The organism is Pantoea septica, assembly GCF_002095575.1.
Classification (GTDB): domain Bacteria; phylum Pseudomonadota; class Gammaproteobacteria; order Enterobacterales; family Enterobacteriaceae; genus Pantoea; species Pantoea septica.
Genome location: NZ_MLJJ01000017.1, coordinates 32,069 through 55,478, shown reverse-complemented (window position 1 = coordinate 55,478; position 23,410 = coordinate 32,069). Strand labels below are relative to the sequence as shown.

General features: G+C 61.4%; 22 protein-coding genes. 11 read left to right on the top strand and 11 right to left on the bottom strand.

The features are described from left to right. Positions 1–6 precede the first annotated feature (6 nt). The 5 genes from HA46_RS11190 to HA46_RS11170 form a co-directional block, all read right to left on the bottom strand. Entirely contained in the window at positions 7–756 is a 750-nt protein-coding gene (locus HA46_RS11190) for a sugar phosphate isomerase/epimerase family protein (RefSeq protein WP_033793034.1), read from the bottom strand. Between the two features lie 136 nt (positions 757–892). Then, positions 893–1,918 (bottom strand): LacI family DNA-binding transcriptional regulator, encoded by a 1,026-nt coding sequence (locus HA46_RS11185; protein WP_084884287.1) that lies wholly within the window; start codon positions 1,916–1,918, stop codon positions 893–895. A 67-nt stretch (positions 1,919–1,985) separates the two neighbouring features. Further along, the gene (locus tag HA46_RS11180; protein ID WP_084884285.1) at positions 1,986–2,972 is read right to left on the bottom strand and encodes a LacI family DNA-binding transcriptional regulator; all 987 of its coding nucleotides are present in this window, start codon (positions 2,970–2,972) and stop codon (positions 1,986–1,988) included. A gap of 163 nt (positions 2,973–3,135) precedes the next feature. Further along, positions 3,136–3,798, bottom strand: coding sequence for an OmpA family lipoprotein (locus HA46_RS11175; RefSeq protein WP_033793031.1), 663 nt, complete (start codon positions 3,796–3,798; stop codon positions 3,136–3,138). A gap of 88 nt (positions 3,799–3,886) precedes the next feature. Further along, positions 3,887–4,468: a DNA-3-methyladenine glycosylase I gene (locus tag HA46_RS11170; RefSeq protein WP_084884283.1), complete on the bottom strand. Its 582-nt coding sequence runs from the start codon at positions 4,466–4,468 to the stop codon at positions 3,887–3,889. Positions 4,469–4,608: 140 nt separating this feature from the next. On the opposite strand from HA46_RS11170, the gene HA46_RS11165 reads away from it, so the two are divergent. From HA46_RS11165 to HA46_RS11145, 5 genes are all read left to right on the top strand, one after another. Then, a complete protein-coding gene (locus HA46_RS11165; protein ID WP_084884280.1) occupies positions 4,609–5,298 on the top strand; it encodes a hypothetical protein in 690 nt (229 codons plus the stop codon). Positions 5,299–5,374: 76 nt separating this feature from the next. Continuing rightward, positions 5,375–6,052: a hypothetical protein gene (locus tag HA46_RS11160; RefSeq protein WP_033793026.1), complete on the top strand. Its 678-nt coding sequence runs from the start codon at positions 5,375–5,377 to the stop codon at positions 6,050–6,052. A 103-nt stretch (positions 6,053–6,155) separates the two neighbouring features. After that, complete coding sequence (dnaT, locus tag HA46_RS11155) at positions 6,156–6,692, top strand: primosomal protein DnaT (protein ID WP_084884278.1); 537 nt, start codon at positions 6,156–6,158, stop codon at positions 6,690–6,692. After that, positions 6,692–7,432 carry a replicative helicase loader DnaC gene (gene dnaC / locus HA46_RS11150; RefSeq protein WP_033793024.1) on the top strand — a complete coding sequence of 247 codons (741 nt, stop codon included), beginning with the start codon at positions 6,692–6,694 and terminating at the stop codon, positions 7,430–7,432. Before dnaT ends, dnaC begins: the two co-directional genes overlap by 1 nt. Positions 7,433–7,600: 168 nt before the next feature. Beyond that, positions 7,601–8,731: an ROK family protein gene (locus HA46_RS11145; protein ID WP_033793023.1), complete on the top strand. Its 1,131-nt coding sequence runs from the start codon at positions 7,601–7,603 to the stop codon at positions 8,729–8,731. A gap of 103 nt (positions 8,732–8,834) precedes the next feature. Here the strand turns inward: HA46_RS11145 and xylR are convergent, their stop codons facing one another. The 4 genes from xylR to xylF form a co-directional block, all read right to left on the bottom strand. Then, positions 8,835–10,013, bottom strand: coding sequence for a D-xylose utilization transcriptional activator XylR (gene xylR, locus HA46_RS11140; protein ID WP_033793021.1), 1,179 nt, complete (start codon positions 10,011–10,013; stop codon positions 8,835–8,837). Positions 10,014–10,105: 92 nt separating this feature from the next. Next, positions 10,106–11,281 (bottom strand): xylose ABC transporter permease XylH, encoded by a 1,176-nt coding sequence (xylH, locus tag HA46_RS11135; RefSeq protein ID WP_084884275.1) that lies wholly within the window; start codon positions 11,279–11,281, stop codon positions 10,106–10,108. After that, positions 11,274–12,794 (bottom strand): xylose ABC transporter ATP-binding protein, encoded by a 1,521-nt coding sequence (locus HA46_RS11130; RefSeq protein ID WP_084884272.1) that lies wholly within the window; start codon positions 12,792–12,794, stop codon positions 11,274–11,276. The genes xylH and HA46_RS11130 overlap by 8 nt, the downstream gene beginning before the upstream one ends. A 29-nt stretch (positions 12,795–12,823) precedes the next feature. Continuing rightward, the gene (gene xylF / locus HA46_RS11125; RefSeq protein WP_033755515.1) at positions 12,824–13,816 is read right to left on the bottom strand and encodes a D-xylose ABC transporter substrate-binding protein; all 993 of its coding nucleotides are present in this window, start codon (positions 13,814–13,816) and stop codon (positions 12,824–12,826) included. A gap of 341 nt (positions 13,817–14,157) precedes the next feature. Between xylF and xylA the strand changes: the two genes are divergently transcribed. The 4 genes from xylA to HA46_RS11105 all read left to right on the top strand — a co-directional run bounded on the left by xylA (position 14,158) and on the right by HA46_RS11105 (position 18,530). Beyond that, entirely contained in the window at positions 14,158–15,480 is a 1,323-nt protein-coding gene (gene xylA, locus HA46_RS11120) for a xylose isomerase (protein WP_084884270.1), read from the top strand. Between the two features lie 18 nt (positions 15,481–15,498). Further along, on the top strand, positions 15,499–16,941 hold the full coding sequence (xylB, locus tag HA46_RS11115; RefSeq protein WP_084884267.1) for a xylulokinase: 1,443 nt from the start codon (positions 15,499–15,501) through the stop codon (positions 16,939–16,941). A gap of 99 nt (positions 16,942–17,040) precedes the next feature. After that, positions 17,041–17,580, top strand: coding sequence for an isochorismatase family protein (locus tag HA46_RS11110; protein WP_084884265.1), 540 nt, complete (start codon positions 17,041–17,043; stop codon positions 17,578–17,580). Between the two features lie 17 nt (positions 17,581–17,597). Beyond that, positions 17,598–18,530, top strand: coding sequence for a GlxA family transcriptional regulator (locus tag HA46_RS11105; protein ID WP_084884263.1), 933 nt, complete (start codon positions 17,598–17,600; stop codon positions 18,528–18,530). On the opposite strand, the gene HA46_RS11100 is transcribed toward HA46_RS11105, so the two are convergent. Next, positions 18,515–19,510: an acyltransferase gene (locus HA46_RS11100; RefSeq protein WP_033793011.1), complete on the bottom strand. Its 996-nt coding sequence runs from the start codon at positions 19,508–19,510 to the stop codon at positions 18,515–18,517. The two genes, HA46_RS11105 and HA46_RS11100, sit on opposite strands and share 16 nt — an antisense overlap. A gap of 192 nt (positions 19,511–19,702) precedes the next feature. Here HA46_RS11100 and glyQ point away from each other — a divergent pair, with 192 nt between their 5' ends. Together glyQ and glyS are read left to right on the top strand one after the other, a co-directional pair. Next, entirely contained in the window at positions 19,703–20,614 is a 912-nt protein-coding gene (gene glyQ / locus HA46_RS11095; protein ID WP_033793010.1) for a glycine--tRNA ligase subunit alpha, read from the top strand. Positions 20,615–20,623: 9 nt separating this feature from the next. Further along, positions 20,624–22,693 (top strand): glycine--tRNA ligase subunit beta, encoded by a 2,070-nt coding sequence (gene glyS, locus HA46_RS11090; RefSeq protein WP_084884261.1) that lies wholly within the window; start codon positions 20,624–20,626, stop codon positions 22,691–22,693. Positions 22,694–22,779: 86 nt separating this feature from the next. Here glyS and HA46_RS11085 read toward each other — a convergent pair whose 3' ends face one another. Next, positions 22,780–23,391, bottom strand: a complete 612-nt coding sequence (locus HA46_RS11085; protein WP_033793007.1) for a glutathione S-transferase — start codon at positions 23,389–23,391, stop codon at positions 22,780–22,782. Positions 23,392–23,410: the final 19 nt, after the last annotated feature.

The window sequence follows — 23,410 nt, the reverse complement described above, 5'->3', positions numbered from 1 at the left end:
CTCTCCTTACAGCGTGCGCAGCAGCGACACGTAGCGGCGGGTTACCGCCAGCAGATCCTCGCCTTCCAGCGGGAATTCGATGCCGCGCGGCGCATTGTCCGGCAGCTGGCGCAGCAGATCGCGCCAGTCCGCTTTCGCCTCGTCCAGCGCCACCGCGCGATAGCTGTCGCCGTGCGGTTCGGCCGCCTTGACGTGAATGTAACGCACGAAGCGCCCAAGCTGCGTCGCCGCCGCCTGCGCGTTCTCCTGCGTCCAGAGCCAGTTGCCCATATCGAATGTCATTGTCACCGGCAGGTCCGCCTGCTCCGCCGCCTGGAAAAAACGCAGCGAAGGCGCGAGCTTGCCGTTATCGGTTTGATCGTTTTCTACCGCCAGCTCCACCGGATAGCGCTCCGCAAGCGCGCGCAAATCCGCGCCGTGCAGCTCGCCGTTAAATCCGCCTAGCGCCAGCTTGAGGCGCTGCGCGTTCAGCTGCTGAGCTTCTTTAAGGTAGTTCTCCAGCTGGGGATTTAACGCGCCGTCGTCACAAAACAGCGTGTCGGGTACCGAGTAGCTGGCGCGCAGCTGATGGTGCTGAATGGCCTGAGCCAGCGCGGGCAGAGTGGCGAGCGTAGCGGCGTCGAAGAGTTCGCGGCGGATTTCGACGCCGTCGGCGCCGGCCTGCTGGATTAGCGGCAGCAGCGCCTGCTGACCGCCCAGCGCGGCGACCTGTTGCTGTCCGTAGGCGGCGGTCACCACAATAATTTCAGCGTTCATCGTTACCCCTGGAATGCGCGTTAAGCAAAAGTTACAGAGAAAACGTTAATTGGAACCGGTTCCAAAGCAAAGGAGCAGAGGCTGAAACTATGATCGTGCTCACGAAGCGAGCACGAGAGAGGGGAAAGAAAAGGGATCAGGCGAGGGGCTGGCTGGAGCCGCGTACCACCAGCTCGCCGGAAAAAACCTGTTCGGCGGCGGGCCCGGCGCTGCCGTCGATGCGGACGAGCAGCCGCTCCAGCGCCGCATAGCCGATTTGCCAGGTGGGCTGCCGCAGCGTGGTGATGCCGACGCCGGCCAGCGCGGCCCACTCCAGCTCGTCGAAGCCGAGCAGGCCGATATTTTCGCCCCAGCGCAGGCCGACGCGCTGCATCGCGCGCGCCACCTGCAGCGTCATGGCGCCGTTCGCCACCATGACCGCCGCGCGTTTTCCGCGCTGACGCCGCGTATAGTCCAGCAGCAGCGCATCCAGCTCCGCAGGCTGATGCAGCGGCACCTCGGCGTTCTCATGCGCAATCTGCGGCCAGGCGGCGAGCCGCTGACGGAACGCCTGCAGGCGTTCGCGGCGCGTGTTGACGCTGCCCAGCGGCTCGCTCAAAAACAGCAGCGCTTCATAGCCGTTATCAAGCAGATGCTGCGTAGCGATCTCCGTGGCTTCAGCGTTGTTCAGGCCGACTACATCGCAGGCGAAATCGGGAATTTTTCGGTCGATCAGCACCATCGGCAGCAGCGACTGCTGCAGGCGGCTCAGCGCCTCTTCGCGCATGCCGACGGCATTCACCACCACGCCTTCCACCTGATAGCTGCTTAGCAGCTGGAGATAGTGCTGCTCCAGATCCACCTCATTGTTGGTGTTGCACATCAGCAGCGTAAAGCCGCGCTCGCGGCAGGCGGCTTCGATGCCGCACATCACGTCGACGGAATAGGGATTGGTGATGTCTGCGATAATCAGTCCGATCAGCCGCGTGCGGCCGCGCTTCAGCCCGCGCGCCATCTGGCTGGGACGGTAGTCGAGCTCGGCGATCGCCTGTTCGATGCGGGCTTTTAAATCGGCGGAAAGAAGATGCTGCTCGCCATTGAGATAGCGAGACACGCTGGTTTTACCGGTTCGCGCGCTGCGAGCGACATCGCTAATGGTGGCGCGAGGCGGTCTGTTCTTCATGTCGGTACCTGTAAAAAGAGAAACAGGCAGAGACTAGCACAGGCGCGGTCCGTCGCAAAAAGCACGATTAACGCGGCTTACTATCCAGCCAGGGCTGACGCAACAGCTGAAGCGCTTCCAGCGGCGCGCCGTCAAGCATCTGCACCACCAGATCGGCAAGCTGATCGCCGGTTTCGCGATCCGAGGCCTGACGGATGGCGATCGCCGGCGCCTCGACGATCGCTTCGCGCGGCAAGCCTTCCCAGGCATAGAGGCGGATCGCCTCGCTGCCGTGAAGCCGGTTCGCCTGCTGCACCGCCAGCGCCGCGCCCTCCGCCAGCGCGCTGCTGTCGGCGATGATCGCCTGCAGCGACGCATCCTGCGCCAGCCAGGCGGCGGTTTGCTGATAGCCGACGCGACGCGACGGCGGCACGGCGACGATATCGAACGGCGCGACGGCGCCCATCGCGTCAAGGAAACCCTGACGGCGATCGCGTACGAAGGTGGTGCCTTCGTCGCTGCCCAGCCAGGCGATGCGCGTCAGCCCCTGCTGCAGACAGGCTTCTACCGCCAGGCGCGAGCCGTGGTGGTGATCGACGTCGAGCCAGGCGTAGGGCTGCGGCAGGTCGCTGCGGCCGAGCGTGATAAAGCGAAAGTTTTTTTGCTGCAGGCTCAGCAGGCGCTCATCCTGCGGCAGGGTGTGGGTAACGATCAGCGCATCCAGCACGCGGCTGCGCAGCAGGCGGGTCAGGGTGCGCGGCCCGTCGTGGGGCTTGTCCACCAGCAGCATCAGGTCGATCTCTCTCTGCGCCAGGCGTTGATCGAGCGTCAGCAGCATCTCGCTGAAGCGGCAGTCGCTGATGGGCGAAGTGCTGACGGGGAAAACCAAACCTACCGCATTGGCGCGGCCGGTTTTCAGACGGCGCGCGGCGGCGTTGGGGCGATAGCCGCGACGCTGCGCTTCTGCTTCGACGCGTTTACGGGTCTCCTCCGCCACATCTTCATAGCCGTTTAACGCCCGGCTAACCGTGGTAACGGACAACCCTAATTCGCTGGCAATGGCTTTTAGTGACATGCTGGACGACTCGCTGAACACCTTTTTTTCACGCTAACATAAAGTCTGTTTTGGCACTACAGGTTGCATGCCATCCGCCTTGTTTTGTCGAAAAAAGCGCGTAAAAATGCCAAAAAAAACCACATTATGGCGAAAAACGCCCCGCTCAGGGGGCGTTTTCACATCAGCCGATCGGGCTAAGGGTGATTTCCACGCGGCGGTTTTGCGCCTTGCCTGCTTCGGTGCTGTTGGTGGCGACCGGATTGTCTGGACCCAGGCCCTGGGTGCGCAGACGATCCGCCGCGACGCCCTGGGTAATCAGCGCAGCGGCGACGCTCTCGGCACGCTGCTGCGACAGACGCATATTCAGCGCGCGCGAGCCGGTGCTGTCGGTGTAGCCCACCACGTTTACCGCGGTTTTCGGATACTCTTTCAGCACCATGGCCACGCCGGTCAGGGTATTGGCGCCCGCCGCTTTCAGGCTGCTGCTGCTGGAGTCGAAGGTGACGTTATTCGGCATATTCAGCACGATGTTGTCGCCCTGACGGGTTACGCTGACGCCGGTGCCGCGCATTTTTTCGCGCAGTTTGGCTTCCTGCACATCCATGTAGTAGCCGATGCCGCCGCCAAGCGCCGCGCCGGATGCCGCGCCAATCAGCGCGCCTTTGCCGCGATCTTTCTTCGAGGAGGAGAGTACGCCCACCCCGGCGCCCATCAGTGCGCCAAGACCCGCGCCGATGCCGGATTTTCCGGCCTGGGATTCATTGGTGTATGGGTTAACGGTACAACCCGACAGTACCAGACTGCCGCTCAGTAACAGGCAAAGCGAAAACGATTTTTTATACATGCTCATTCCCTAAATCAAACAAAGACATTACGTCTTTAAAGCGGCGAGATTATGCCGCTTAAAAAGAGAGAAGGAGTGAGGGAAACTCTTATTTTGTCTGGTTTGCGCGTAAAAGGTTGTCAGGATGGCAAAAACAGTCTGTCTGATGATCGCTAATCAGCCCGCAGGCCTGCATAAAGGAGTGGCAAATTGTCGGGCCGACGAATTTAAAACCACGCTGCTTTAAGGCCTTCGACAGCGCGACAGCCTGCTCTGAGGTGGTCGGCGCCTCGCTGTAGTGGGCAAAGCGATGCACAACCGGCTGGTTATCGACAAAACCCCACACGAAGCGCGCAAAATCTTCGCCTTTCGCCTCCATCGACAGGTAAGCGCGCGCGTTGCCGATAATAGCGGCGAGTTTGCCGCGATGGCGTATCAGGCCGCTGTCTTGCATCAGGCGCGCCAGATCCTCTTCATCCATTAAGCCGACCGCCTGAGGGTCGAAGGCGTGGAAGGCGCGCCGGTAATTTTCTCGCTTCTTCAGTACGGTGATCCAGGAGAGCCCCGCCTGCTGACCTTCCAGACAGAGCATCTCAAACAGCGCCTGCTTATCGTTTTGCGCAATGCCCCATTCCCGATCGTGGTAGGCCAGGTAAAGCGGGTCCTGAGTGACCCAGCCGCATCGTTGCATGTTCTTTATCCTGATAAAGAGAAAATTTTGTGACGTCGCTTGATCTTACGTTTAGTCGGTTAATAGTTAAACAGCAGGCGTGATAAAACAGTTTCTTAAATAGCGCCGATCGTTCTCTTCAGCGTCGTCTGGAGTTTTTCATGTTGCAGAAAAGTCAGTGTGCCAGCCAGCGCCTTGCGACGCTGGGGCTGAGTAGTGCGTTGCTTTTTTGTTCTGCGGCGCCCCTGTTTGCCTGGAGCGGCGAGACCCTGTCATCGCCGGCCGATCGCGTGCGCGATCGGCCCGATTACGACACTATCCTTGCGGAAAAGATTTCCCGAAATCATCTGATTGTCGGCAGCGACGCGCGGATGAACTTTCTGGACGCGGCGCTCAATTCGCCCCAGTCCGCCTTCGCGCTGCGCGCCGAGCCGGTACCGACCGGCACTCGCTACAGCGCAGGCTGGGAGCTGCCGCTGGGCGCGTCGCTGACGACCGGGCCGGTGGCGCAGTATGCGCCCGCGACCGCGCCGCTCAGCTGTCCGCAGTGCGATTTCAGCCGCGACGGCGTCGCGACCTTAGGCTGGCGGGTCGATACCCGGCTGGGCGGGATCGCGCCTTACGCGCAGTTTAGCTATAGCTATCAGCCCGGCGATAGCCTGACCGGCGAGTCGCGCGAGCGTTCGTCGGACGATCCGGCCGCGCGGGAAGCGGGCTGGGTCGACGTCAGCGTCGGTGCGCACATTCCCCTGAATCATAACGTTGCGGCATTCGCGGCATTTTCGCAAAACGACGCGCTAAACAGCGGCGAGCAGTTTATTTACAGCCTCGGCGTTAGCGCCAGTTTTTAACATGGGGCATAAAATGAGAAAGGGCGAGTGAGTAACGCCATATAATAAGCGCGCTAATCATAATAGTGGTAATAATATGCGCGAACAAATTTCAATCCTCTGCCGTGAAGGCGCGGCTTTTTTATTTGCAACACTGTTTCTTATGCTGATGATGTCGAGCATCTATATCGACGTAAACTGGATGAACGACGCCATGCATGAAACGTCGATCACGGAGACGCTGCAGGAAGTGATGCTCGCCTCCGTGGCGGCGATGTTCTTCTGGTCGGCGCATCGGCGGCCCGATCAGCGCGGCGCGCTGATCCTGATCGGCGGCTTCTACAGCTGCATGCTGATCCGCGAGCTGGATTTTGTATTCGACGTTGTCGAGCACGGCAGCTGGGTGTGGTTCGCGCTGGCGACCGCCGCGGCCTGTCTGGCGATGGCGCTGCGGTCGCCGCGCAGCACGCTGGATGGGCTGGTCGCCTTCGTGACGGATCGCTGCTGGCTGATGACCGCCAGCGGCATGTTAATCGTGCTGGTGTTCTCCCGTCTGTTCGGCATGCATCAGCTGTGGCAGCACCTGATGCTGGACGGCTACAACCGCGTCGTGAAAAACATCGCCGAAGAGGGCACCGAACTGCTGGGCTACAGCATCTGCTGGCTCGCCTCGACGCGCTATCTGTGGCAAACCCGCCCGGCGCGCGTCAGGGCAGCAGCAGCCGAACCGGTTCAGACGGCTCTTTCCGCGGAGTCCGCTTCCTGGTCCTCCTGACAGGCGCCTTTTTTGGCGATCCAGGACGCTAAAAAAGGTACAATAAAGACTTGTGCGCCGACGCTCTGTCGGCGCAGCGTGCAGGTCAACGTCAGGTTTCATCATGTCAGTCAAAATTCTTACTTCTACGCTTATTGGTCTGGACGCCTTCCGCCAGGATCCGCGTCAGGCGCTGCAGCAGGCGGAAAACGGCACGCTGGCGGTGCTGGATAATTACGCGCCGGCGTTTTACGCCGTAACGCCCGAGCGGCTGGCGCATCTGCTGGCGCTGGAGGCGGCGGCTGCGCATCCCAGCGACGTAACGCTGGACGATAGCTTATATGACGACCTGCCAGCCTCTCTGCCGACGCCGGCGGGCAAGTTCGCGATGTATACCGGCTGGCAGCCCGACGCCGATTTTCAGCGCCAGGCCGCTATCTGGGGCGTGGCGCTGAGCGAGCCGGTAACGCCTGCCGAGCTGGCCGCTTTCGTCGCCTACTGGCAGGCGGAAGGCCGCCTGTTCCACCATGTGCAGTGGCAGCAAAAGCTGGCGCGCAGCGTGCAGATGAACCGCGCCGCCAGCGGCGGCCAGCCCAAACGCGATATCACGCAAATCAGCAATACTGATTACCACATTCCCGATGGGTTTCGAGGTGAGTAATGAAAACGCCGACCGATCTGTTCAGCCGTTTGAAAAAAATGATGCCCGCCAACGTCCAGCCGAAGTTCACCAGCGGCGAAGAGCTGCTGGCCTGGAACCAGGAGCAGGGTCGCCTGCGTTCGGAGTCCATCGTGCGTGAGAACCGCGCCATGAAAATGCAGCGCGTGATGGGACGCTCCGGCATTCGCGAGCTGCATATGAACTGCTCGTTCGATAACTATCGCGTCGAGAATGAAGGGCAGCGCAGAGCGCTGACGATGGCGCGCCAGTATGCGGACGATTTTGAGGGCAGCATCGCCAGCTTCGTCTTTTCCGGCCGTCCCGGCACCGGCAAAAACCATCTGGCGGCGGCTATCGGCAACGATCTGATCCTGCGCGGCAAAAGCGTGCTGATCGTCACCGTCGCGGATCTGATGTCGAGCATGAAAGGCACGTTCAGCGGCGGCAGCGACATCACCGAAGAGCGACTGCTGCAGGATCTCAGCAGCGTCGATCTGCTGGTGATCGACGAGATCGGCATGCAGAGCGAGTCGCGCTACGAAAAGGTGATTATCAACCAGATCGTCGATCGACGCTCCTCTTCGAAGCGTCCGACCGGGATGCTCTCCAACCTCGATCCCGCCGGTATGAATACCCTGCTGGGCGAGCGCGTGATGGACCGCATGCGTCTCGGCAACAGCATGTGGGTGCGCTTCGACTGGGAAAGCTACCGCAGCCGCGTGCGCGGCGACGAATATTAATTTTCTCTTCCCTGCAAGAAACCGGGCGCGACCCGGTTTTTTTACGTCGCTTTCCTCTGCGCTATCCTCTGCTGCGACTTGTGTGAAACAGCGCGCAAAAGTGTCAGATAAGAGGCCGCCTGGCGCTGTTACACTGAAAGATACGTTGCCCGTCACATGAGCGCTGTAATGATTATGGGTAAAGGCCCCGCACTACTCAGACTTAACAACCATAAACGCGTGATGACGCAGCTTCGCCGGTTGCGCGTAACGTCGCGTCAGGATTTAGCCCACATCCTGTCGCTCAGCAAAAATACGGTGTCGCTGATCGTAGACGAACTGCTGGAAAAGTCGCTGCTTCAGGAGCTGGGGCCGATCAGCGTGGCCGCCGCCGGACGCCCGAAAATTGAGATCGCCCTGCGCCCGGAACAGTTGAAAAGCGCGGGCGTGATGGTGGAGCGCAACGCCATTTACTGGCGCGTCTGCGACTACTTTTCGCAGGTGATGGTGGAGCAGACGCGTCGCGTTGATACCGCTAACCCTAAAAAGCTGCTGGATGAGGTGGCGAGCCTGTGCGGCGAACTGGCGGAGAAGCATCCGCAGCTGCTGGGCATCGGGCTGGGTTTTCCCGGCATCGTCGATCCCGAACGCGGCTGGATGCACCTGTCAACCCATCTCGGCTGGCAGGATGTCGATCTGCTGACGCCGATCAGGCAAAAAGTGGATGTGCCGTTGCGCGTGATGAATAACGTCAAGGCCTCGGCGCTGCTGGCGGTACAGCAGCTTGGGCTGAGAGCGGCGGGCAGCCACTTTTACCTGCGAATAGCCGAAGGCATGGGCGGCGCGCTGGTGCAGCAGGGCGAAGTGGTGACCGGCAACAGCTGGACCGCGGGCGAAGCAGGTCACCTTAGCGTGCAGCCGGACGGCCCGCGCTGTCGCTGCGGACGTCAGGGATGCGCCGAAACGCTGCTCAGCAAACCGGCGATAGAGCAGCAGCTGGCCCAGCGCCGCCCCGGTTTAAGCTGGCAGACGCGCGACGAGGCGCCGAAAGTGGTGGATGAGGTGATGCAGCAGGCAGGCGGTTTTCTCGCTAAGGCGATGAGCCAGATTATCCTGCTGCTCAATCCGGCCACGATCATTATCGACGCGCCCTGGAATGCGCACCCGATGTTTTGCGACACGGTGCGCAAAAGGATCGCATCCAGTACGCCAGCCTTCACCTTCCAGAACACCACGCTGCATTTTTTACAGACGCGTCTCGATCCGGCGGTAGGGCTGTCGCTGGCGGTGATTGAGCAGTATGAACAGCGTCTGGGGTGAAGAGAGGAGGAGAGGACGCGGGTGACGGGGAGCGATGGCGAAATCGCTCAGGCATCCTTGCTCGGTCGGCCCGCCGCTTCGCCTTTATCACGCCGCCGCCATTCTACATCAGGCTTTCGCCGTGATGCTGTCGGTACTCTTTTGGCGTGCTGGCATAGCTTTTCTTAAATACTGAATAAAAATATTGCAGCGAAGGGTAGCCGCACATCTGGGAAATTTCGTTGATGTTCAGCGAGGAAGAGGCCAGCAGTTCGCGCGCTTTTTCCAGTTTCTCGCGGTGGATCATGGCGTGGATCGTATCGCCGGTTTCATCGCGAAAGCGTTTCTCCAGATTAGAGCGCGACAGGCCGATCGCATCCAGCACCTGTTCTACTTTGATGCCTTTACAGGCGTTGAAGCGAATATAGTGCATGGCCTGGATCACCGCCGGATCGCGCAGCGAGCGGAAATCGGTCGAGCGGCGGGCGATCACTTTCATCGGCGGCACCAGAATGCGCTGCAGCGGCAGCGGCTGTTTATCCAGCAGGCGATGCAGCAGTTTAGCGGCCTGATACCCCATCTGCCGCGTGCCTTGCGCCACCGACGAGAGCGCGACGCGCGACAGATAGCGCGTCAGCTCTTCGTTGTCGATGCCGATCACGCTCAGCTTTTCCGGCACCGGAATTTTAAGATATTCGCAGGCCTGTAGCAGATGACGCGCGCGGGCGTCGGTGACCGCGATAATGCCGGTCTGCTGCGGCAGGGTTTGCAGCCAGTCGGCCAGCCGGTTCTGCGCGTGCTGCCAGTTTTCCGGCGCGGTATTCATGCCCTGATAGACCACGCCCTGATAGCGTTCGCGCTGCACCAGCTGACGAAAAGCGTGTTCGCGCTCCTGCGCCCAGCGCTTACCGCTGGAGGCGGGCAGCCCGTAAAAGGCGAAGCGGTTAATGCCCTTCTCTTTGAGATGAAGAAAGGCGCTCTCCACCAGCGCCGCGTTGTCGGTGGCGATATAGTGCACCGGCGGATAATCCTGCTGGCGATGGTAAGAACCGCCGACGCCGACAATCGGCACCTCGACGTTCGCCAGCAGCTGCTCGATCGAGCTATCGTCATAGTCGGCGATCACGCCATCGCCCAGCCATTCGCGGATATTGTCGATGCGGCAGCGGAAATCCTCCTCGATAAAAATATCCCAGTCGGTCTGCGACGCTTGTAAATATTCGCCGACGCCCTCTACCACCTGACGGTCGTAGACCTTATTGGCATTGAACAGCAACGTAATGCGATAGCGTTTTTCATGCATAGTGGCGCGCTCTCCTGAATCCCAGCGCAATGCATAGCACGGCCGGATGAACAGCAGAAATTGTTTGCGCCAGGTTGTGATCCCCGACGCGATTAGACCCGGCGGCGCGTGGCGGTATCCATCCACACCGCCAGCAGCAGAATTGCCCCTTTGACGATGTACTGCCAGAAGGTGGGCACGTCCATCATGCTCATGCCGTTATCCAGCGAGGCCATAATAAAAGCGCCCATCACCGCGCCCGCGACCGATCCCACGCCGCCCGCCAGGCTGGTGCCGCCGATGACGCAGGCGGCGATGGCGTCCAGCTCGGCGATATTGCCTGCCGACGGCGAGCCGGCGCCGAGGCGCGAGCTGAGTATCAGCCCGGCGATGGCCACCATCACGCCGTTGATGGCGAATACCGCCAGTTTGGTGCGCGCCACGTTAATGCCCGACAGCCGCGCGGCATCCAGATTGCCGCCGATGGCGTAGATGCGGCGGCCAAAGGCGGTGCGCGTCGCCATAAACATGCCGCCCAGCAGCAGCAACGCCAGCAGCAGCACCGGCGTCGGCACGCCGCGGTAGTCATTCAATAGCCAGATCGCGCCCAGCACCAGCACCGCGGTAAGCGCCTGACGCGCCATAGTGCCGCCGGCGGCGGACTGCGTCAGTCCGAGCTGCTGACGGCGCAGCCGCAGCCGCCACTGCCACAGCATAAACAACGCCAGACCGGCGATGCCGAAACCGAAGCCGACGCCGTCTGAAAGATAGCTCTGCCCGATCTGCGACATGGCAGGGGTGGTCGGCGCGACCGTGGTACCGTTGGTGATCCCCACCAGAATGCCGCGGAACGCCAGCATGCCGGCCAGCGTAACGATAAACGACGGCACTTTGCGGTAGGCGACCCACCAGCCGTTCCAGGTTCCCAGCAGCAGCCCCATCAGCAGCGTCACCGCTATCGTCAGCGGCAGCGGCCAGCCGAGCCAGACGTCGAAAATCGCCGCCGCGCCGCCCAGCAGGCCCATCATCGAGCCTACCGACAGATCGATCTCCGCCGAAATAATGACGAACACCATGCCGACCGCCAGAATGCCGGTGATCGCGGTCTGCCGCAGCAGGTTAGAGACGTTGCGCGGGCTAAGCCAGGCGCCGTCGGTGGTCCAGGTGAAAAACAGGGCGATGACCAGAATGGCGCCCAGCATCACCAGCACCTGCAGGTTGGGCAGCGAGAATTTTCCCGGCGACGGCGCGCCCGGCAGCGCGCCCTGACGACTTTCGGTTTTAAGCATAATGTTCACTCCGCAGGGCCGCTTCCATTACTTGCTCCTGAGTCAGGTTGTTGTTTATCAGATCGGCTTTGATCCGCCCTTCGTGCATCACCAGAACGCGATCGCTCAGGCCCAGCACTTCAGGAAGTTCGGACGAGATAACGATCACGGCGATCCCCTGCTGCACCAGGCTGTTGATCAGCTGATAGATCTCCTGACGCGCGCCGACGTCGATGCCGCGCGTCGGCTCGTCGAGGATCAGGATCTGCGGGTTCAGCAGCAGACATTTGGCGATAATCGCCTTCTGCTGGTTGCCGCCGCTCAGTCGGCCGATCGGCAGCTCCGGCGATGAGGTTTTGACCCGCAGCCGCGCGATAGCGTCATTAATGACGTGCTGCTCGCGCGTCTCGTCGAGCGGCGCGAAGCGGCGGCTGAACTGATCCAGCGCCGCGAGGGTGATGTTTTTGCCGACGCCCATCAGCGGCACGATGCCATCTTTTTTGCGGTCCTCCGGCACCATGGCGATGCCCTGGGCTATCGCCTGCTGACAGTCGCGAATCTGTACTTTCTTATCATTAATCCAGATATCGCCCTGCCAGCGCCCCGGCCAGACGCCGAACAGGCACTGAACCGTTTCGGTGCGGCCGGCGCCGACCAGCCCGGCGATGCCGAGGATCTCGCCGCGCTTCAGGGTGAAGGAAACGTCGTTGACGCGGCGCACGTGCCGGTTAACCGGATGCCAGGCGGTAAGGTGTTCAACGCGCAGCACCGCGTCGCCGATGGCGTGCCGCTGATGCGGATAGAGCGCGGTCAGCTCTCGTCCCACCATCATGGTAATAATGTCATCCTCGCTGAGTCCGGCGGCTGGCCGGGTGGCGATGGGCTTGCCGTCGCGGATGACGCAGATGGTATCGGAGATCGCTTTCACCTCGTTGAGCTTGTGGGAGATGTAGATGCAGGCGATGCCATGATCGCGCAGGTTGTTGATAATGCTCAGCAGCACCTCGGTTTCACGCTCGGTCAGCGACGAGGTCGGCTCATCGAGGATCAGGAGCCGCACCTGCTTATTCAGCGCGCGGGCGATCTCGACCAGCTGCTGCTGTCCCAGGCCCAAATCGCCGACCCGGGCGTCGGGCGAGACGTCGAGCCTGACCCGCGCCAGCAGCTGCTGGCAGCGTAGCGTCATGGTTTCGTCGTCGACGATGCCGAAGCGGCCCAGCTCCGCGCCGAGAAAGATGTTCTCCATGACCGTCAGCTGCCGCACCAGCGCCAGCTCCTGATGGATAATCACAATTCCCCTGCGTTCGGTGTCGCGGATGGTCTGCGCCTGGATTTGGTCTCCGGCGAAAGTGATCTCGCCCTCGAACTCGCCGTGCGGGTAGAGCCCGCACAGGATTTTCATCAGCGTGGATTTGCCCGAGCCGTTTTCGCCGCACAGCGACATCACTTCGCCGCTGTCCAGCCGCAGGCTGACGTTATCCAGCGCCTTCATCGCGCCGAAACGCTTGGTGATATTGTTCATTTCCAGCAGCATCGATCTCTCCTCTTCGCGGCCGTGCGCGCTCAGAGCTCGCTCTTTTTATGGAAACCGTCTTTCACCACGGTGCTGTCGATGTTCTCTTTATTGACCGGGATCGGCGTCAGCAGGCGCGAAGGCACCTCTTTCAGACCGTTATTCAGCTTGCCGTTGCTGGCGGGCGTTTTGTCGTTGCCGAGTTCGATGGCGATGTTGGCGGCTTCGGTCGCGAGCTGGGTAATAGGCTTATACACCGTCATGGTTTGCGTGCCGTTGATGATGCGCTTGATGGCGGCGAGATCGGCGTCCTGGCCGGAGATGGCGACTTTGCCCGCCAGCCCCTGCGCGCTGAGCGCCTGGATTGCGCCGCCCGCGGTGGCGTCGTTGGAGGCGACGACGGCGTCAATGTGATTGCTGTTGGCGGTCAGGGCGTTTTCCATGATTTTCAGCGCATTTTCCGGCAGCCAGGCGTCGACCCACTGGTCGCCGACAACTTTAATGCTGCCGTTGTCGATATAGGGTTTTAACACCTTCATCTGACCGGCGCGGAACAGATGGGCGTTATTATCCACCGGCGATCCGCCCATCAGAAAATAGTTTCCTTTTGGCACCTGCTTAACAATACTTTCCGCCTGCAGCTCGCCGACTTTTTCATTATCGAACGAAATATAAAAATCGATATCCGCGTTATTTATCATACGGTCATAGGCCAGCACTTTAATGCCTTCTCGTTTCGCTTCGGCGACGACGTTGCTTAATACCTGGCCGTTATAGGGAATGATCACCAGCACATCGACGCCGCGATTGATCATATTTTCTATTTGCGACATTTGCGTTTCTTCATTGCCGTTGGCCGACTGCACGAACACTTTCGCGCCCTGCGATTCCGCCTGCTTAACGAAGATGTCGCGATCTTTTTGCCAGCGCTCGAGGCGCAGGTCATCAATCGCCATGCCGATCTTCACTTCTTTCGCTGCGCCGGCGTGGCTGAAAAGCGCCAGCGCGGCGCAGGCGGCTAACAGCGTAAGTTTCATTTTCATGATGTTCATCCTGTCTGTAGGTTGAGGCTGTTGTCGTTATCGCATGAGTCCAGGCGGTTGAATTGTTGACCTGGCTCTCCGGCAACATCAATTACTGATTTTTATCCGGCGATTACGTTTTTTGGTTTATTTCCGTTTTTATGAGCGGGATCGAGATTTAACGCTTTTAAGAGCGGCGGAGGGCGAATATGCGCGGCTTGATTATTAATTTGCGAACGGGCGCACAAATATTAATTATCTCAAGTGTGGTGTGAAATATCGTAATTGAGCCAGCGGAAAAGGCGCAAGCAATATAAAGGCTCACGGCCGACTGTCCGGGTTTTCACGCTGAGGAGCGAAACATGCACGCCTATTTCGACCAGATCGAACGCGTTCGTTTTGAAGGGGTAAAGAGCACTAATCCACTGGCTTTCCGCCATTACAATCCTGACGAGGTCATCCTCGGCAAAACCATGGCCGAACACCTGCGTTTCGCCGCCTGCTACTGGCATACCTTCTGCTGGAACGGCGCGGATATGTTCGGCGTCGGCGCATTCGACCGCCCGTGGCAAAAGCACGGCGACGCGCTGCAGCTGGCGAAGCTGAAAGCGGACGTGGCGTTTGAGTTTTTTCACAAGCTGAACGTGCCTTACTACTGCTTCCACGACGTCGACGTCGCGCCGGAAGGGGATTCGCTGCGCAGCTATCAGGAAAACTTCGCGGTGATGACCGACAAACTGCTGGAAAAACAGCAGGAGAGCGGCGTGAAGCTGCTGTGGGGCACCGCCAACTGCTTTACCCATCCGCGCTACGGCGCCGGCGCGGCGACCAGCCCCGATCCGGAAATCTTCGCCTGGGCGGCGAGCCAGGTGTGCAGCGCCATGCAGGCGACGCAGACGCTGGGCGGCGAAAATTACGTGCTGTGGGGCGGCCGCGAGGGCTATGAAACCCTGCTGAATACCGATCTGCGTCAGGAGCGCGAGCAGATTGGCCGCTTTATGCAGATGGTGGTGGAGCATAAGCATAAAATCGGCTTCCAGGGCATGCTGCTGATCGAGCCGAAGCCTCAGGAACCGACCAAACATCAGTATGATTATGACGTGGCGACGGTGTACGGCTTCCTGAAGCAGTTCGGGCTGGAGAAAGAGATCAAGGTTAACGTCGAGGCGAACCACGCCACGCTGGCGGGCCACTCTTTTCATCATGAGATCGCCACCGCCATCGCGCTGGGCATTTTCGGCTCGGTGGACGCCAACCGCGGCGACGTCCAGTGCGGCTGGGATACCGACCAGTTCCCGATTAGCGTCGAGGAGAACGCGCTGGTGCTCTATGAGATTATCAAAGCGGGTGGCTTCACCACCGGCGGCCTGAACTTCGACGCCAAAGTGCGTCGCCAGAGCACCGACAAATATGACCTCTTTTACGGCCATATTGGCGCGATGGATACCATGGCGCTGGCGCTGAAAGCGGCGGCGCGCATGGTGGAAGCGGGCGAGCTCGATAAGCGCGTGGCGCAGCGCTACAGCGGCTGGAATGGCGAGTTCGGCCAGCAGATTCTGAAAGGGGAGTTTTCCCTCGCCTCGCTGGCGGCGCATGCGCAGCAGCAGCAGTTCAACCCGCAGCATCACAGCGGCCGCCAGGAGCTGCTGGAGAACCTGGTGAACCACTATCTTTATGATTTCTGAGATAACCGGGAGCAAGACATGTATATCGGGATCGATTTAGGCACGTCCGGGGTTAAGGTGGCGCTGCTGAATGCGCAGGGCGAAGTGGCGGCGATCGGCAGCGCGCCGCTGCAGGTGTCGCGTCCGCACGCGCTCTGGAGCGAGCAGGATCCCGAAAGCTGGTGGCTGGCGACCGACCAGGCGATGCAGGCGCTGGCGCAGCAGCATGCGCTTAGCGAGGTGAAGGCCATCGGCCTGAGCGGTCAGATGCACGGCGCGACGCTGCTGGACAGCGCGCATCGCGTGCTGCGTCCGGCCATTTTATGGAACGACGGGCGCAGCGGCGAACAGTGCCGCGAGCTGGAGCAGCGCGTGCCCGCATCGCGCCAGATCACCGGCAACCTGATGATGCCCGGCTTTACCGCGCCCAAACTGCTGTGGGTGCGGCAGCATGAGCCCGACATTTTTCAGCGGGTGGCGAAGGTGCTGCTGCCGAAAGACTACCTGCGCTGGCGGCTGAGCGGCGACTTCGCCAGCGACATGTCCGATGCGGCAGGTACCCTGTGGCTGGACGTGGCGCGCCGCGACTGGAGCGACCTGATGCTCGACGCCTGCGGCCTGACGCGCGACCAGATGCCGCGGCTGTTCGAAGGCAATAGCGTGACCGGTTCGCTGAGCAGCGAGATTGCGGCGCGCTGGGGCATGCCGGCGGTGCCGCTGGTCGCGGGCGGCGGCGACAACGCCGCGGGCGCGGTGGGCGTCGGCATGACCGAGCCGGGGCAGGGCATGCTGTCGCTCGGCACCTCCGGCGTCTATTTCGTGGTCAGCGACGGCTACCTCAGCAATCCGCAGCGTGCGGTACATAGCTTCTGCCATGCGCTGCCTCAGCGCTGGCATCTGATGTCGGTTATTCTCAGCGCCGCCGCCTGCCTTGACTGGGCGGCGGCGCTGACCGGCTGCGCCGACGTGCCGCAGCTGCTGGCCGAAGCGGAACGCGCCGATGAAAACGTGGCGCCGCTGTGGTTTCTGCCCTATCTCTCCGGCGAGCGCACGCCGCATAACAACCCGCAGGCGACTGGCGTCTTTTTCGGCCTGACGCACCAGCACGGTCGGCCGGAGCTGGCGCGCGCGGTGCTGGAAGGCGTCGGCTACGCGCTGGCGCAGGGCATCGACGCGGTGCACGAGTGCGGCGTCGCGCCCTCCAGCATTATGCTGATCGGCGGCGGCGCGCGCAGCGCGCTGTGGCGGCAGATGCTGGCGGATATCAGCGGCCAGACGCTCGATTACTGTCAGGGCGGCGAGGTCGGTCCGGCGCTGGGCGCGGCGCGCCTGGCGCAGCTGGCGCTCGAACCGCAGACGGCGCTGCCCGCGCTGACGCGGGTGCAGCGCCATGAGCCCGATGCGGCGCGCCATCAGCGCTATCAGCCGCTGCGCGACACCTTTGCCCGGCTTTACGCGCAGCTGGGGCCGCTGATGCGGTAAGCTTGTCCCGCACTGTCGCCATCTTGTCCCGATTTGGCCTTCTTCCTGCGCGTCAGGCCCGTCATGATGGGCCTGAATTCATTTCTCAGGAGGCCGAAAATGGCACAGGCAGCGCTGTTGGTAATAGACGTTCAGCACTCTTTTTTACACCGCGAATTCTGGCAGGAAGCCGATGTTCCGGCGTTTCAGCGCAATATCAGCGCGCTGATTGAAGGCTGTCAGGCGAAAGGGATGCCGGTGGTGGACGTGTTTCACGTCGCGCCGCAGGGGCCTTTCTCGCTGGCGTCCGGTTGGGTAAAGCGAATGGACTTTTTACGGCACGAGGCGACGTTCAGCGTGCAGAAGCGGGTACATAACGCCCTGACCGAATCGGGATTGCTGCCCTGGCTGCAGGAACGCTCGATCGATACCCTGATTATTAGCGGTATCCGCACCGAACAGTGCTGCGAAACCACCGCGCGCGTGGCGTCCGATCTCGGATTTAAGGTACTGTTTGTCTCTGAGGCGACGCTGACCTTCCCGATGACGCACAACGGCGTCACCCTCAGCAGCGCCGAACTGATTCACCGTACCGAAACCGTACTGGCTAACCGCTTTGCCGAGGTGGTGAGCGTGGAAGCGTGCCTCGCGCGCGTTTAATCACAAGGAGTAGCGCGATGCCGCAAACCGTCCTGTTTCTTATTTTGCCTGGCGTGATGGCGCTCGATCTGACCGGACCGGCGGAGACGCTGCGGCTGGCGGGAGATCGCTTCGCGCTGCGCTATATCGGTCCGCAGGAGTCGGTTGTAAGCTCCACGCAGATGACCATCGCCGGCATCGAGCCGCTGCCGGAAGCTCTGCCGCCCGACTGCCTGCTGGTGGTGCCGGGCGTCTGCGACTCTGCCATCTGGTTCGCCACGCCGCAGGCGGAAACGGCTCGCCGCTGGCTGCATCGCCAGCAGCCGCTGCTGCGCGCGCGGCAGCTCTCCTTGATCTGCGTCTGTTCCGGCGCGCTGCTGGCGGCGCAGGCCGGGTTGCTCGACGGCGTGCAGTGCACGACCCATCATGAGGTGCTCTCAAGGCTGAAAGCCGCTGCGCCCGCCGCGCTGGTGAAGGAGAACCGCGTTTTCGTCGACGACGACAATATCTGGACCAGCGCCGGCATCACCGCCGGCATCGACCTCTCGCTGCACCTGATTAACCGGCTATGCGGCGCGCAGACTGCGCTGGAGGTCGCGCGCGAAATGGTGGTGTGGTTCCGCCGCTCCGGCGACGATCCGCAGCTGTCGCCCTGGCTGCGCTACCGCAATCATCTGCATCCGGCGATACATCGCGCGCAGGACGCGATGATCGCCCATCCCGAGCACGGCTGGTCGCTGGAGGATCTCGCCGCGCGCGTCCACGTCAGCGGCCGCCATCTGGCGCGGCTGTTTCGTCAGCATCTGGGCATCAGCGTACGCGACTACCACGAGCAGCTGCGGCTGGGCATCGCGCGCCAGCGCCAGCAGCAGGGCGAAGGCGCGGAAAAAGCGGCGCTGGCGGCGGGATTCTCTTCGGCGCGCCAGCTGCGGCGCGCCCGCGATCGCTGGCGCGATCAGCTGACCCAATGACGCCTGTCGAGGCGCTGCAGGCCGATTGCCAGCAGCAGGCTACCTGCCAGCGTGACGCCGAACACCCAGGGCATATCGAGCAGCGGCCGCGACATATCGTCATAGTGGCGGGTACGCAGGAAGTGAATAAAGAGCGCGTGAAAGCCGTAGATCGGCAGCGAGTAGCGTGAAAGCGTGCCGAGCACCGGCAGCGTGCGGGCGTTCAGGGCGTTCTTGAACAGCACCAGCAGGCTGATGGCGGCGATAAACACCAGCGGGCCGCAGTAGAGATACCAGCGGTCGTTGAAGGCACCGTTGGCAATCAGCGCCTGTTTCGTGCCGAAGGTAATGCCGATAACGCAGGCGGCGAATAGCCCCGCCGCCAGCGGCGTCACGCCGCGCTTTGCCGTCTCCATGGTGCCGATGGCGCGCCCCAGCAGGGCATAGAGCAGATAATAGATACTGTCGCCGCTGACGTAGAGATTCACCGGCAGCCAGTGAAACGGCCCCACCGCCTGATCTACCGTATTCGGGTTCGCCAGCACCGCCAGCACAATCACCAGCAGCGCCACATAGCGCGCCTGCACCGTTTTCACCTGAATCAGCGGCGACAGCAGATAGATGCCGATCAGCGCAAAGAAAAACCACAGATGATAAAACACCGGCTTCTGCAGCATCTTCAGCAGCGAGCGCCCTTCGCTAATGGGCGTCAGCCAGGTGATATAGGCCAGCGCGACCGCGCTGTAAAACAGCAGGCAGAGCACCAGCCGGAGCAGATGGCGCGGCTGCGCGCTGCGTTCGCCGAAGAACAGGTAGCCGGAGATCATAAAAAAGAGCGGCACGCAGACGCGCGACGCGGAATTAAGCAGGTTGGCGATATCCCACCAGTGTCCGGTCACCGCCATCGGGCCGGTGATATACCAGGTGGTGGTATGGATCACGATCACCATCAAACAGGCGACCGCGCGTAAATTGTCGATCCAGCAAATCTTGTGCGACATCGGGTCCTCTTGCACATCACGATAGTGCGAAGAAGGGTAGACAGTCGCGATGCGCGCGACAACTTTTCGCGGCAGGATTCGGAGCCGTCTGGCACGCCCGCGCCCGGCAGGATTTCCGGCTGCACATCGCGCGGTCAAAGGGTATACTGGCGCACTCTTTTTTCATCTACCCGAATCGCGTGCGAAATCATCATGCAAAAGTTTGATACCAAAACCTTTCAGGGCCTGATCCTGACATTGCAGGATTACTGGGCGCGTCAGGGCTGCACCATCGTTCAGCCGCTGGACATGGAAGTGGGCGCTGGCACTTCACACCCTATGACCTGCCTGCGCGCACTCGGACCTGAGCCGATTGCCGCAGCCTACGTGCAGCCGTCGCGCCGTCCGACCGACGGGCGCTACGGCGAAAACCCGAACCGCTTACAGCACTACTACCAGTTCCAGGTGATCATCAAGCCGTCGCCGGACAACATTCAGGAGCTGTATCTCGGATCGCTGAAAGAGTTGGGCATCGATCCCACCGTGCATGATATCCGCTTCGTGGAAGATAACTGGGAAAACCCGACGCTCGGCGCGTGGGGCCTCGGCTGGGAAGTGTGGCTCAACGGTATGGAAGTGACGCAGTTCACCTACTTCCAGCAGGTGGGCGGTCTGGAGTGCAAGCCGGTGACCGGCGAGATTACCTACGGCCTTGAGCGCCTGGCGATGTATATCCAGGGCGTCGACAGCGTTTACGATCTGGTCTGGAGCGACGGCCCGCTGGGTAAAACCACCTATGGCGACGTCTTCCATCAGAACGAAGTCGAGCAGTCTACCTACAACTTCGAATACGCCGACGTCGACTTCCTGTTTACCTGCTTCGAGCAGTACGAGAAAGAGGCGCAGCAGCTGCTGGCGCTGGAAAAACCGCTGCCGCTGCCGGCCTATGAGCGCATCCTGAAAGCCGCGCACAGCTTTAACCTGCTGGATGCGCGCAAGGCGATCTCCGTGACCGAGCGCCAGCGCTATATTCTGCGCATTCGCACCCTGACCAAAGCCGTGGCTGAAGCCTACTACGCCTCCCGCGAGGCGCTGGGCTTCCCAATGTGCAATAACAACAAGTAAGAGGCAGCCATGACTGAAAAAACGTTTCTGGTGGAAATCGGCACCGAAGAGCTGCCGCCGAAAGCATTGCGCAGCCTGGCCGAAGCCTTTGCTGCGCAGGTTACCGCCGAGCTGGACAGCGCCGGCCTGGCGCACGGCGAAGTGCGCTGGTACGCCGCGCCGCGCCGTCTGGCGCTGAAAGTCGCAAGCTTAAGCGCCGCGCAGCCCGATCGCGAAGTCGAAAAACGCGGCCCGGCGGTCTCCGCCGCTTTTGACGCCGACGGCAATCCGACCAAAGCGGCGGAAGGCTGGGCGCGCGGCAACGGCATCACCGTCGATCAGGCCGAGCGCCTGAGCACCGACAAAGGCGAATGGCTGGTTTACCGCGCGCAGGTGAAAGGCGAATCCGCCCAGTCGCTGCTGCCCGGCATGATCGCCACCGCGCTCGGCAAGCTGCCGATCCCGAAACTGATGCGCTGGGGCGCGAGCGACGTGCAGTTCGTCCGTCCGGTGCACACCGTGACGCTGCTGCTGGGCGACGAGCTGATCCCGACGACCATCCTCGGCATTGCGTCAGGACGTACGATTCGCGGCCACCGCTTTATGGGCGAGGCTGAGTTCACTATCGACCATGCCGACCAGTATCCGGAGATTCTGGAAACGCGCGGCAAAGTTATCGCCGACTATGCCGTGCGCAAGGCGCAGATCAAAGCTGATGCCGAAGCGGCGGCGCGCCAGCTGGGCGGCAACGCTGACCTGAGCGACAGCCTGCTGGAAGAGGTCACCTCGCTGGTGGAGTGGCCGGTAGTACTGACGGCCACCTTTGAAGAGAAATTCCTCAAGGTGCCGGCGGAAGCGCTGGTCTACACCATGAAGGGCGATCAGAAATATTTCCCGGTCTATGACGACGCGGGCAAGCTGCTGCCGAACTTTATCTTCGTCACCAATATCGCCTCAAGCGATCCGCAGCAGATCATCGCCGGCAATGAGAAGGTGGTGCGTCCGCGTCTGGCGGATGCTGAATTCTTCTTTAATACCGACCGCAAAAAACGCCTGGAAGATCATCTGCCGCGCCTTGAAACCGTGCTGTTCCAGAAAGAGCTCGGCACGCTGCGCGACAAAACCGATCGCATTCAGGCGCTGGCGGGCTGGATCGCCGCGCAGACTGGCGCGGACGTGAATCACGCGACGCGCGCCGGCCTGCTCTCCAAGTGCGACCTGATGACCAATATGGTGTTTGAGTTTACCGACACCCAGGGCGTGATGGGCATGCATTATGCGCGTCACGACGGCGAAGCCGAAGATGTGGCGGTCGCGCTCAACGAGCAGTATCAGCCGCGCTACGCCGGCGACGATCTGCCTTCTAACCCAGTGGCCTGCGCGCTGGCGATCGCCGACAAGATGGACACCCTCGCGGGCATCTTCGGCATCGGTCAGCATCCGAAGGGCGACAAAGATCCGTTTGCGCTGCGCCGTGCGGCGCTGGGCGTGCTGCGCATCATCGTTGAGAAGAACCTGCCGCTCGATCTGCAGACCCTGACGGAAGAAGCGGTGCGCCTGTACGGCAGCAAGCTGAGCAACGACAACGTGGTCGATGACGTTATCGACTTTATGCTGGGCCGCTTCCGCAGCTGGTATCAGGAAGAGGGCCACAGCGTCGATACGCTGCAGGCGGTGCTGGCGCGTCGTCCGACCCGTCCGGCTGATTTCGACGCGCGTATGAAGGCGGTATCGCACTTCCGCACGCTCGACGAAGCGGCGGCGCTGGCGGCAGCGAACAAGCGCGTCTCCAATATCCTGGCGAAATCGACCGAAACGCTGAACGACAGCGTGCAGGCGTCGCTGCTGAAAGAGAACGAAGAGATCCAGCTGGCGACCTTCGTGACCGCGCTCGGCGATAAACTGCAGCCGTACTTCGCAGAAGGCCGCTATCAGGATGCGCTGATCGAACTGGCGCAGCTGCGCGAGGCGGTCGACAACTTCTTCGACAAGGTGATGGTCAACGCCGACGACGCTGAAGTGCGCGTTAACCGCCTGACGCTGCTGGCGAAGCTGCGCGAGCTGTTCCTGCAGGTTGCGGATATTTCGCTGTTGCAGTAATGGTCAAAGATTAAAACGGCAAAGGGCGACGTGATGTCGCCCTTTTTTACAGGCAGGCTGCGCAAACGCGCTAGCCCTGACGTGCGCTACGCAGCCGGCGGCGCGGTGCGCGCAAAGCTTTCGCGTTGAAACAGCTGCTCCGCCAGCTTCACCAGCGCCGGGCGATCCACACACCAGTTCGGCACCACGTGACGAAAGTTGATATAGCCGATAGTGCAGCCCACCGCGATATCGGCAAGATTCAGCGAGCCGTTATTCAGTAAGCGGCCTTCCGCCGCAATCGCTTCCAGCTTATCCAGCCCCCGCAGAATCTTCTCCCGATGGCGCGTCAGCACCTCGGCGGACTGCTGCTCCGGCGCGCGCAGCTTCTCGCGCACGATAATGCTGGCGCAGTCGCTGACGCCGTCCGCCAGCCGCTCAACCTGGCGTATATGCAGCGCCAGCCAGGCGTCCTCCGGCAACAGCGCGGGCGCGTCGCCGCGCAATTCCAGGTACTGCGCGATAATCGAGGAGTCGAACCAGGCCTGCTGGCTATCGTCAATCAGCGTCGGCACCTTGCCCAGCGGATTGTGGAGCGCGACGTGGCTGTCTGGACTGTAGGGCGCATCGTTAACAAATTCGAACACGATGCCTTTTTCCAGCAGGATGACAGATATTTTCCGTACAAAAGGGCTGGTATAGCTGCCGATCAGTTTCATCGCACTCCTCCGCCGTTAA

Excerpts from the sequence above, each read along its gene's own strand:
- HA46_RS11190 (WP_033793034.1), bottom strand. The coding sequence starts at position 756 with ATGAACGCTGAAATTATTGTGGTGACCGCCGCCTACGGACAGCAACAG.
- HA46_RS11185 (WP_084884287.1), bottom strand. The coding sequence starts at position 1,918 with ATGAAGAACAGACCGCCTCGCGCCACCATTAGCGATGTCGCTCGCAGC.
- HA46_RS11180 (WP_084884285.1), bottom strand. The coding sequence starts at position 2,972 with ATGTCACTAAAAGCCATTGCCAGCGAATTAGGGTTGTCCGTTACCACG.
- HA46_RS11175 (WP_033793031.1), bottom strand. The coding sequence starts at position 3,798 with ATGTATAAAAAATCGTTTTCGCTTTGCCTGTTACTGAGCGGCAGTCTG.
- HA46_RS11170 (WP_084884283.1), bottom strand. The coding sequence starts at position 4,468 with ATGCAACGATGCGGCTGGGTCACTCAGGACCCGCTTTACCTGGCCTAC.
- HA46_RS11165 (WP_084884280.1), top strand. The coding sequence starts at position 4,609 with ATGTTGCAGAAAAGTCAGTGTGCCAGCCAGCGCCTTGCGACGCTGGGG.
- HA46_RS11160 (WP_033793026.1), top strand. The coding sequence starts at position 5,375 with ATGCGCGAACAAATTTCAATCCTCTGCCGTGAAGGCGCGGCTTTTTTA.
- dnaT (WP_084884278.1), top strand. The coding sequence starts at position 6,156 with ATGTCAGTCAAAATTCTTACTTCTACGCTTATTGGTCTGGACGCCTTC.
- dnaC (WP_033793024.1), top strand. The coding sequence starts at position 6,692 with ATGAAAACGCCGACCGATCTGTTCAGCCGTTTGAAAAAAATGATGCCC.
- HA46_RS11145 (WP_033793023.1), top strand. The coding sequence starts at position 7,601 with ATGATTATGGGTAAAGGCCCCGCACTACTCAGACTTAACAACCATAAA.
- xylR (WP_033793021.1), bottom strand. The coding sequence starts at position 10,013 with ATGCATGAAAAACGCTATCGCATTACGTTGCTGTTCAATGCCAATAAG.
- xylH (WP_084884275.1), bottom strand. The coding sequence starts at position 11,281 with ATGCTTAAAACCGAAAGTCGTCAGGGCGCGCTGCCGGGCGCGCCGTCG.
- HA46_RS11130 (WP_084884272.1), bottom strand. The coding sequence starts at position 12,794 with ATGCTGCTGGAAATGAACAATATCACCAAGCGTTTCGGCGCGATGAAG.
- xylF (WP_033755515.1), bottom strand. The coding sequence starts at position 13,816 with ATGAAAATGAAACTTACGCTGTTAGCCGCCTGCGCCGCGCTGGCGCTT.
- xylA (WP_084884270.1), top strand. The coding sequence starts at position 14,158 with ATGCACGCCTATTTCGACCAGATCGAACGCGTTCGTTTTGAAGGGGTA.
- xylB (WP_084884267.1), top strand. The coding sequence starts at position 15,499 with ATGTATATCGGGATCGATTTAGGCACGTCCGGGGTTAAGGTGGCGCTG.
- HA46_RS11110 (WP_084884265.1), top strand. The coding sequence starts at position 17,041 with ATGGCACAGGCAGCGCTGTTGGTAATAGACGTTCAGCACTCTTTTTTA.
- HA46_RS11105 (WP_084884263.1), top strand. The coding sequence starts at position 17,598 with ATGCCGCAAACCGTCCTGTTTCTTATTTTGCCTGGCGTGATGGCGCTC.
- HA46_RS11100 (WP_033793011.1), bottom strand. The coding sequence starts at position 19,510 with ATGTCGCACAAGATTTGCTGGATCGACAATTTACGCGCGGTCGCCTGT.
- glyQ (WP_033793010.1), top strand. The coding sequence starts at position 19,703 with ATGCAAAAGTTTGATACCAAAACCTTTCAGGGCCTGATCCTGACATTG.
- glyS (WP_084884261.1), top strand. The coding sequence starts at position 20,624 with ATGACTGAAAAAACGTTTCTGGTGGAAATCGGCACCGAAGAGCTGCCG.
- HA46_RS11085 (WP_033793007.1), bottom strand. The coding sequence starts at position 23,391 with ATGAAACTGATCGGCAGCTATACCAGCCCTTTTGTACGGAAAATATCT.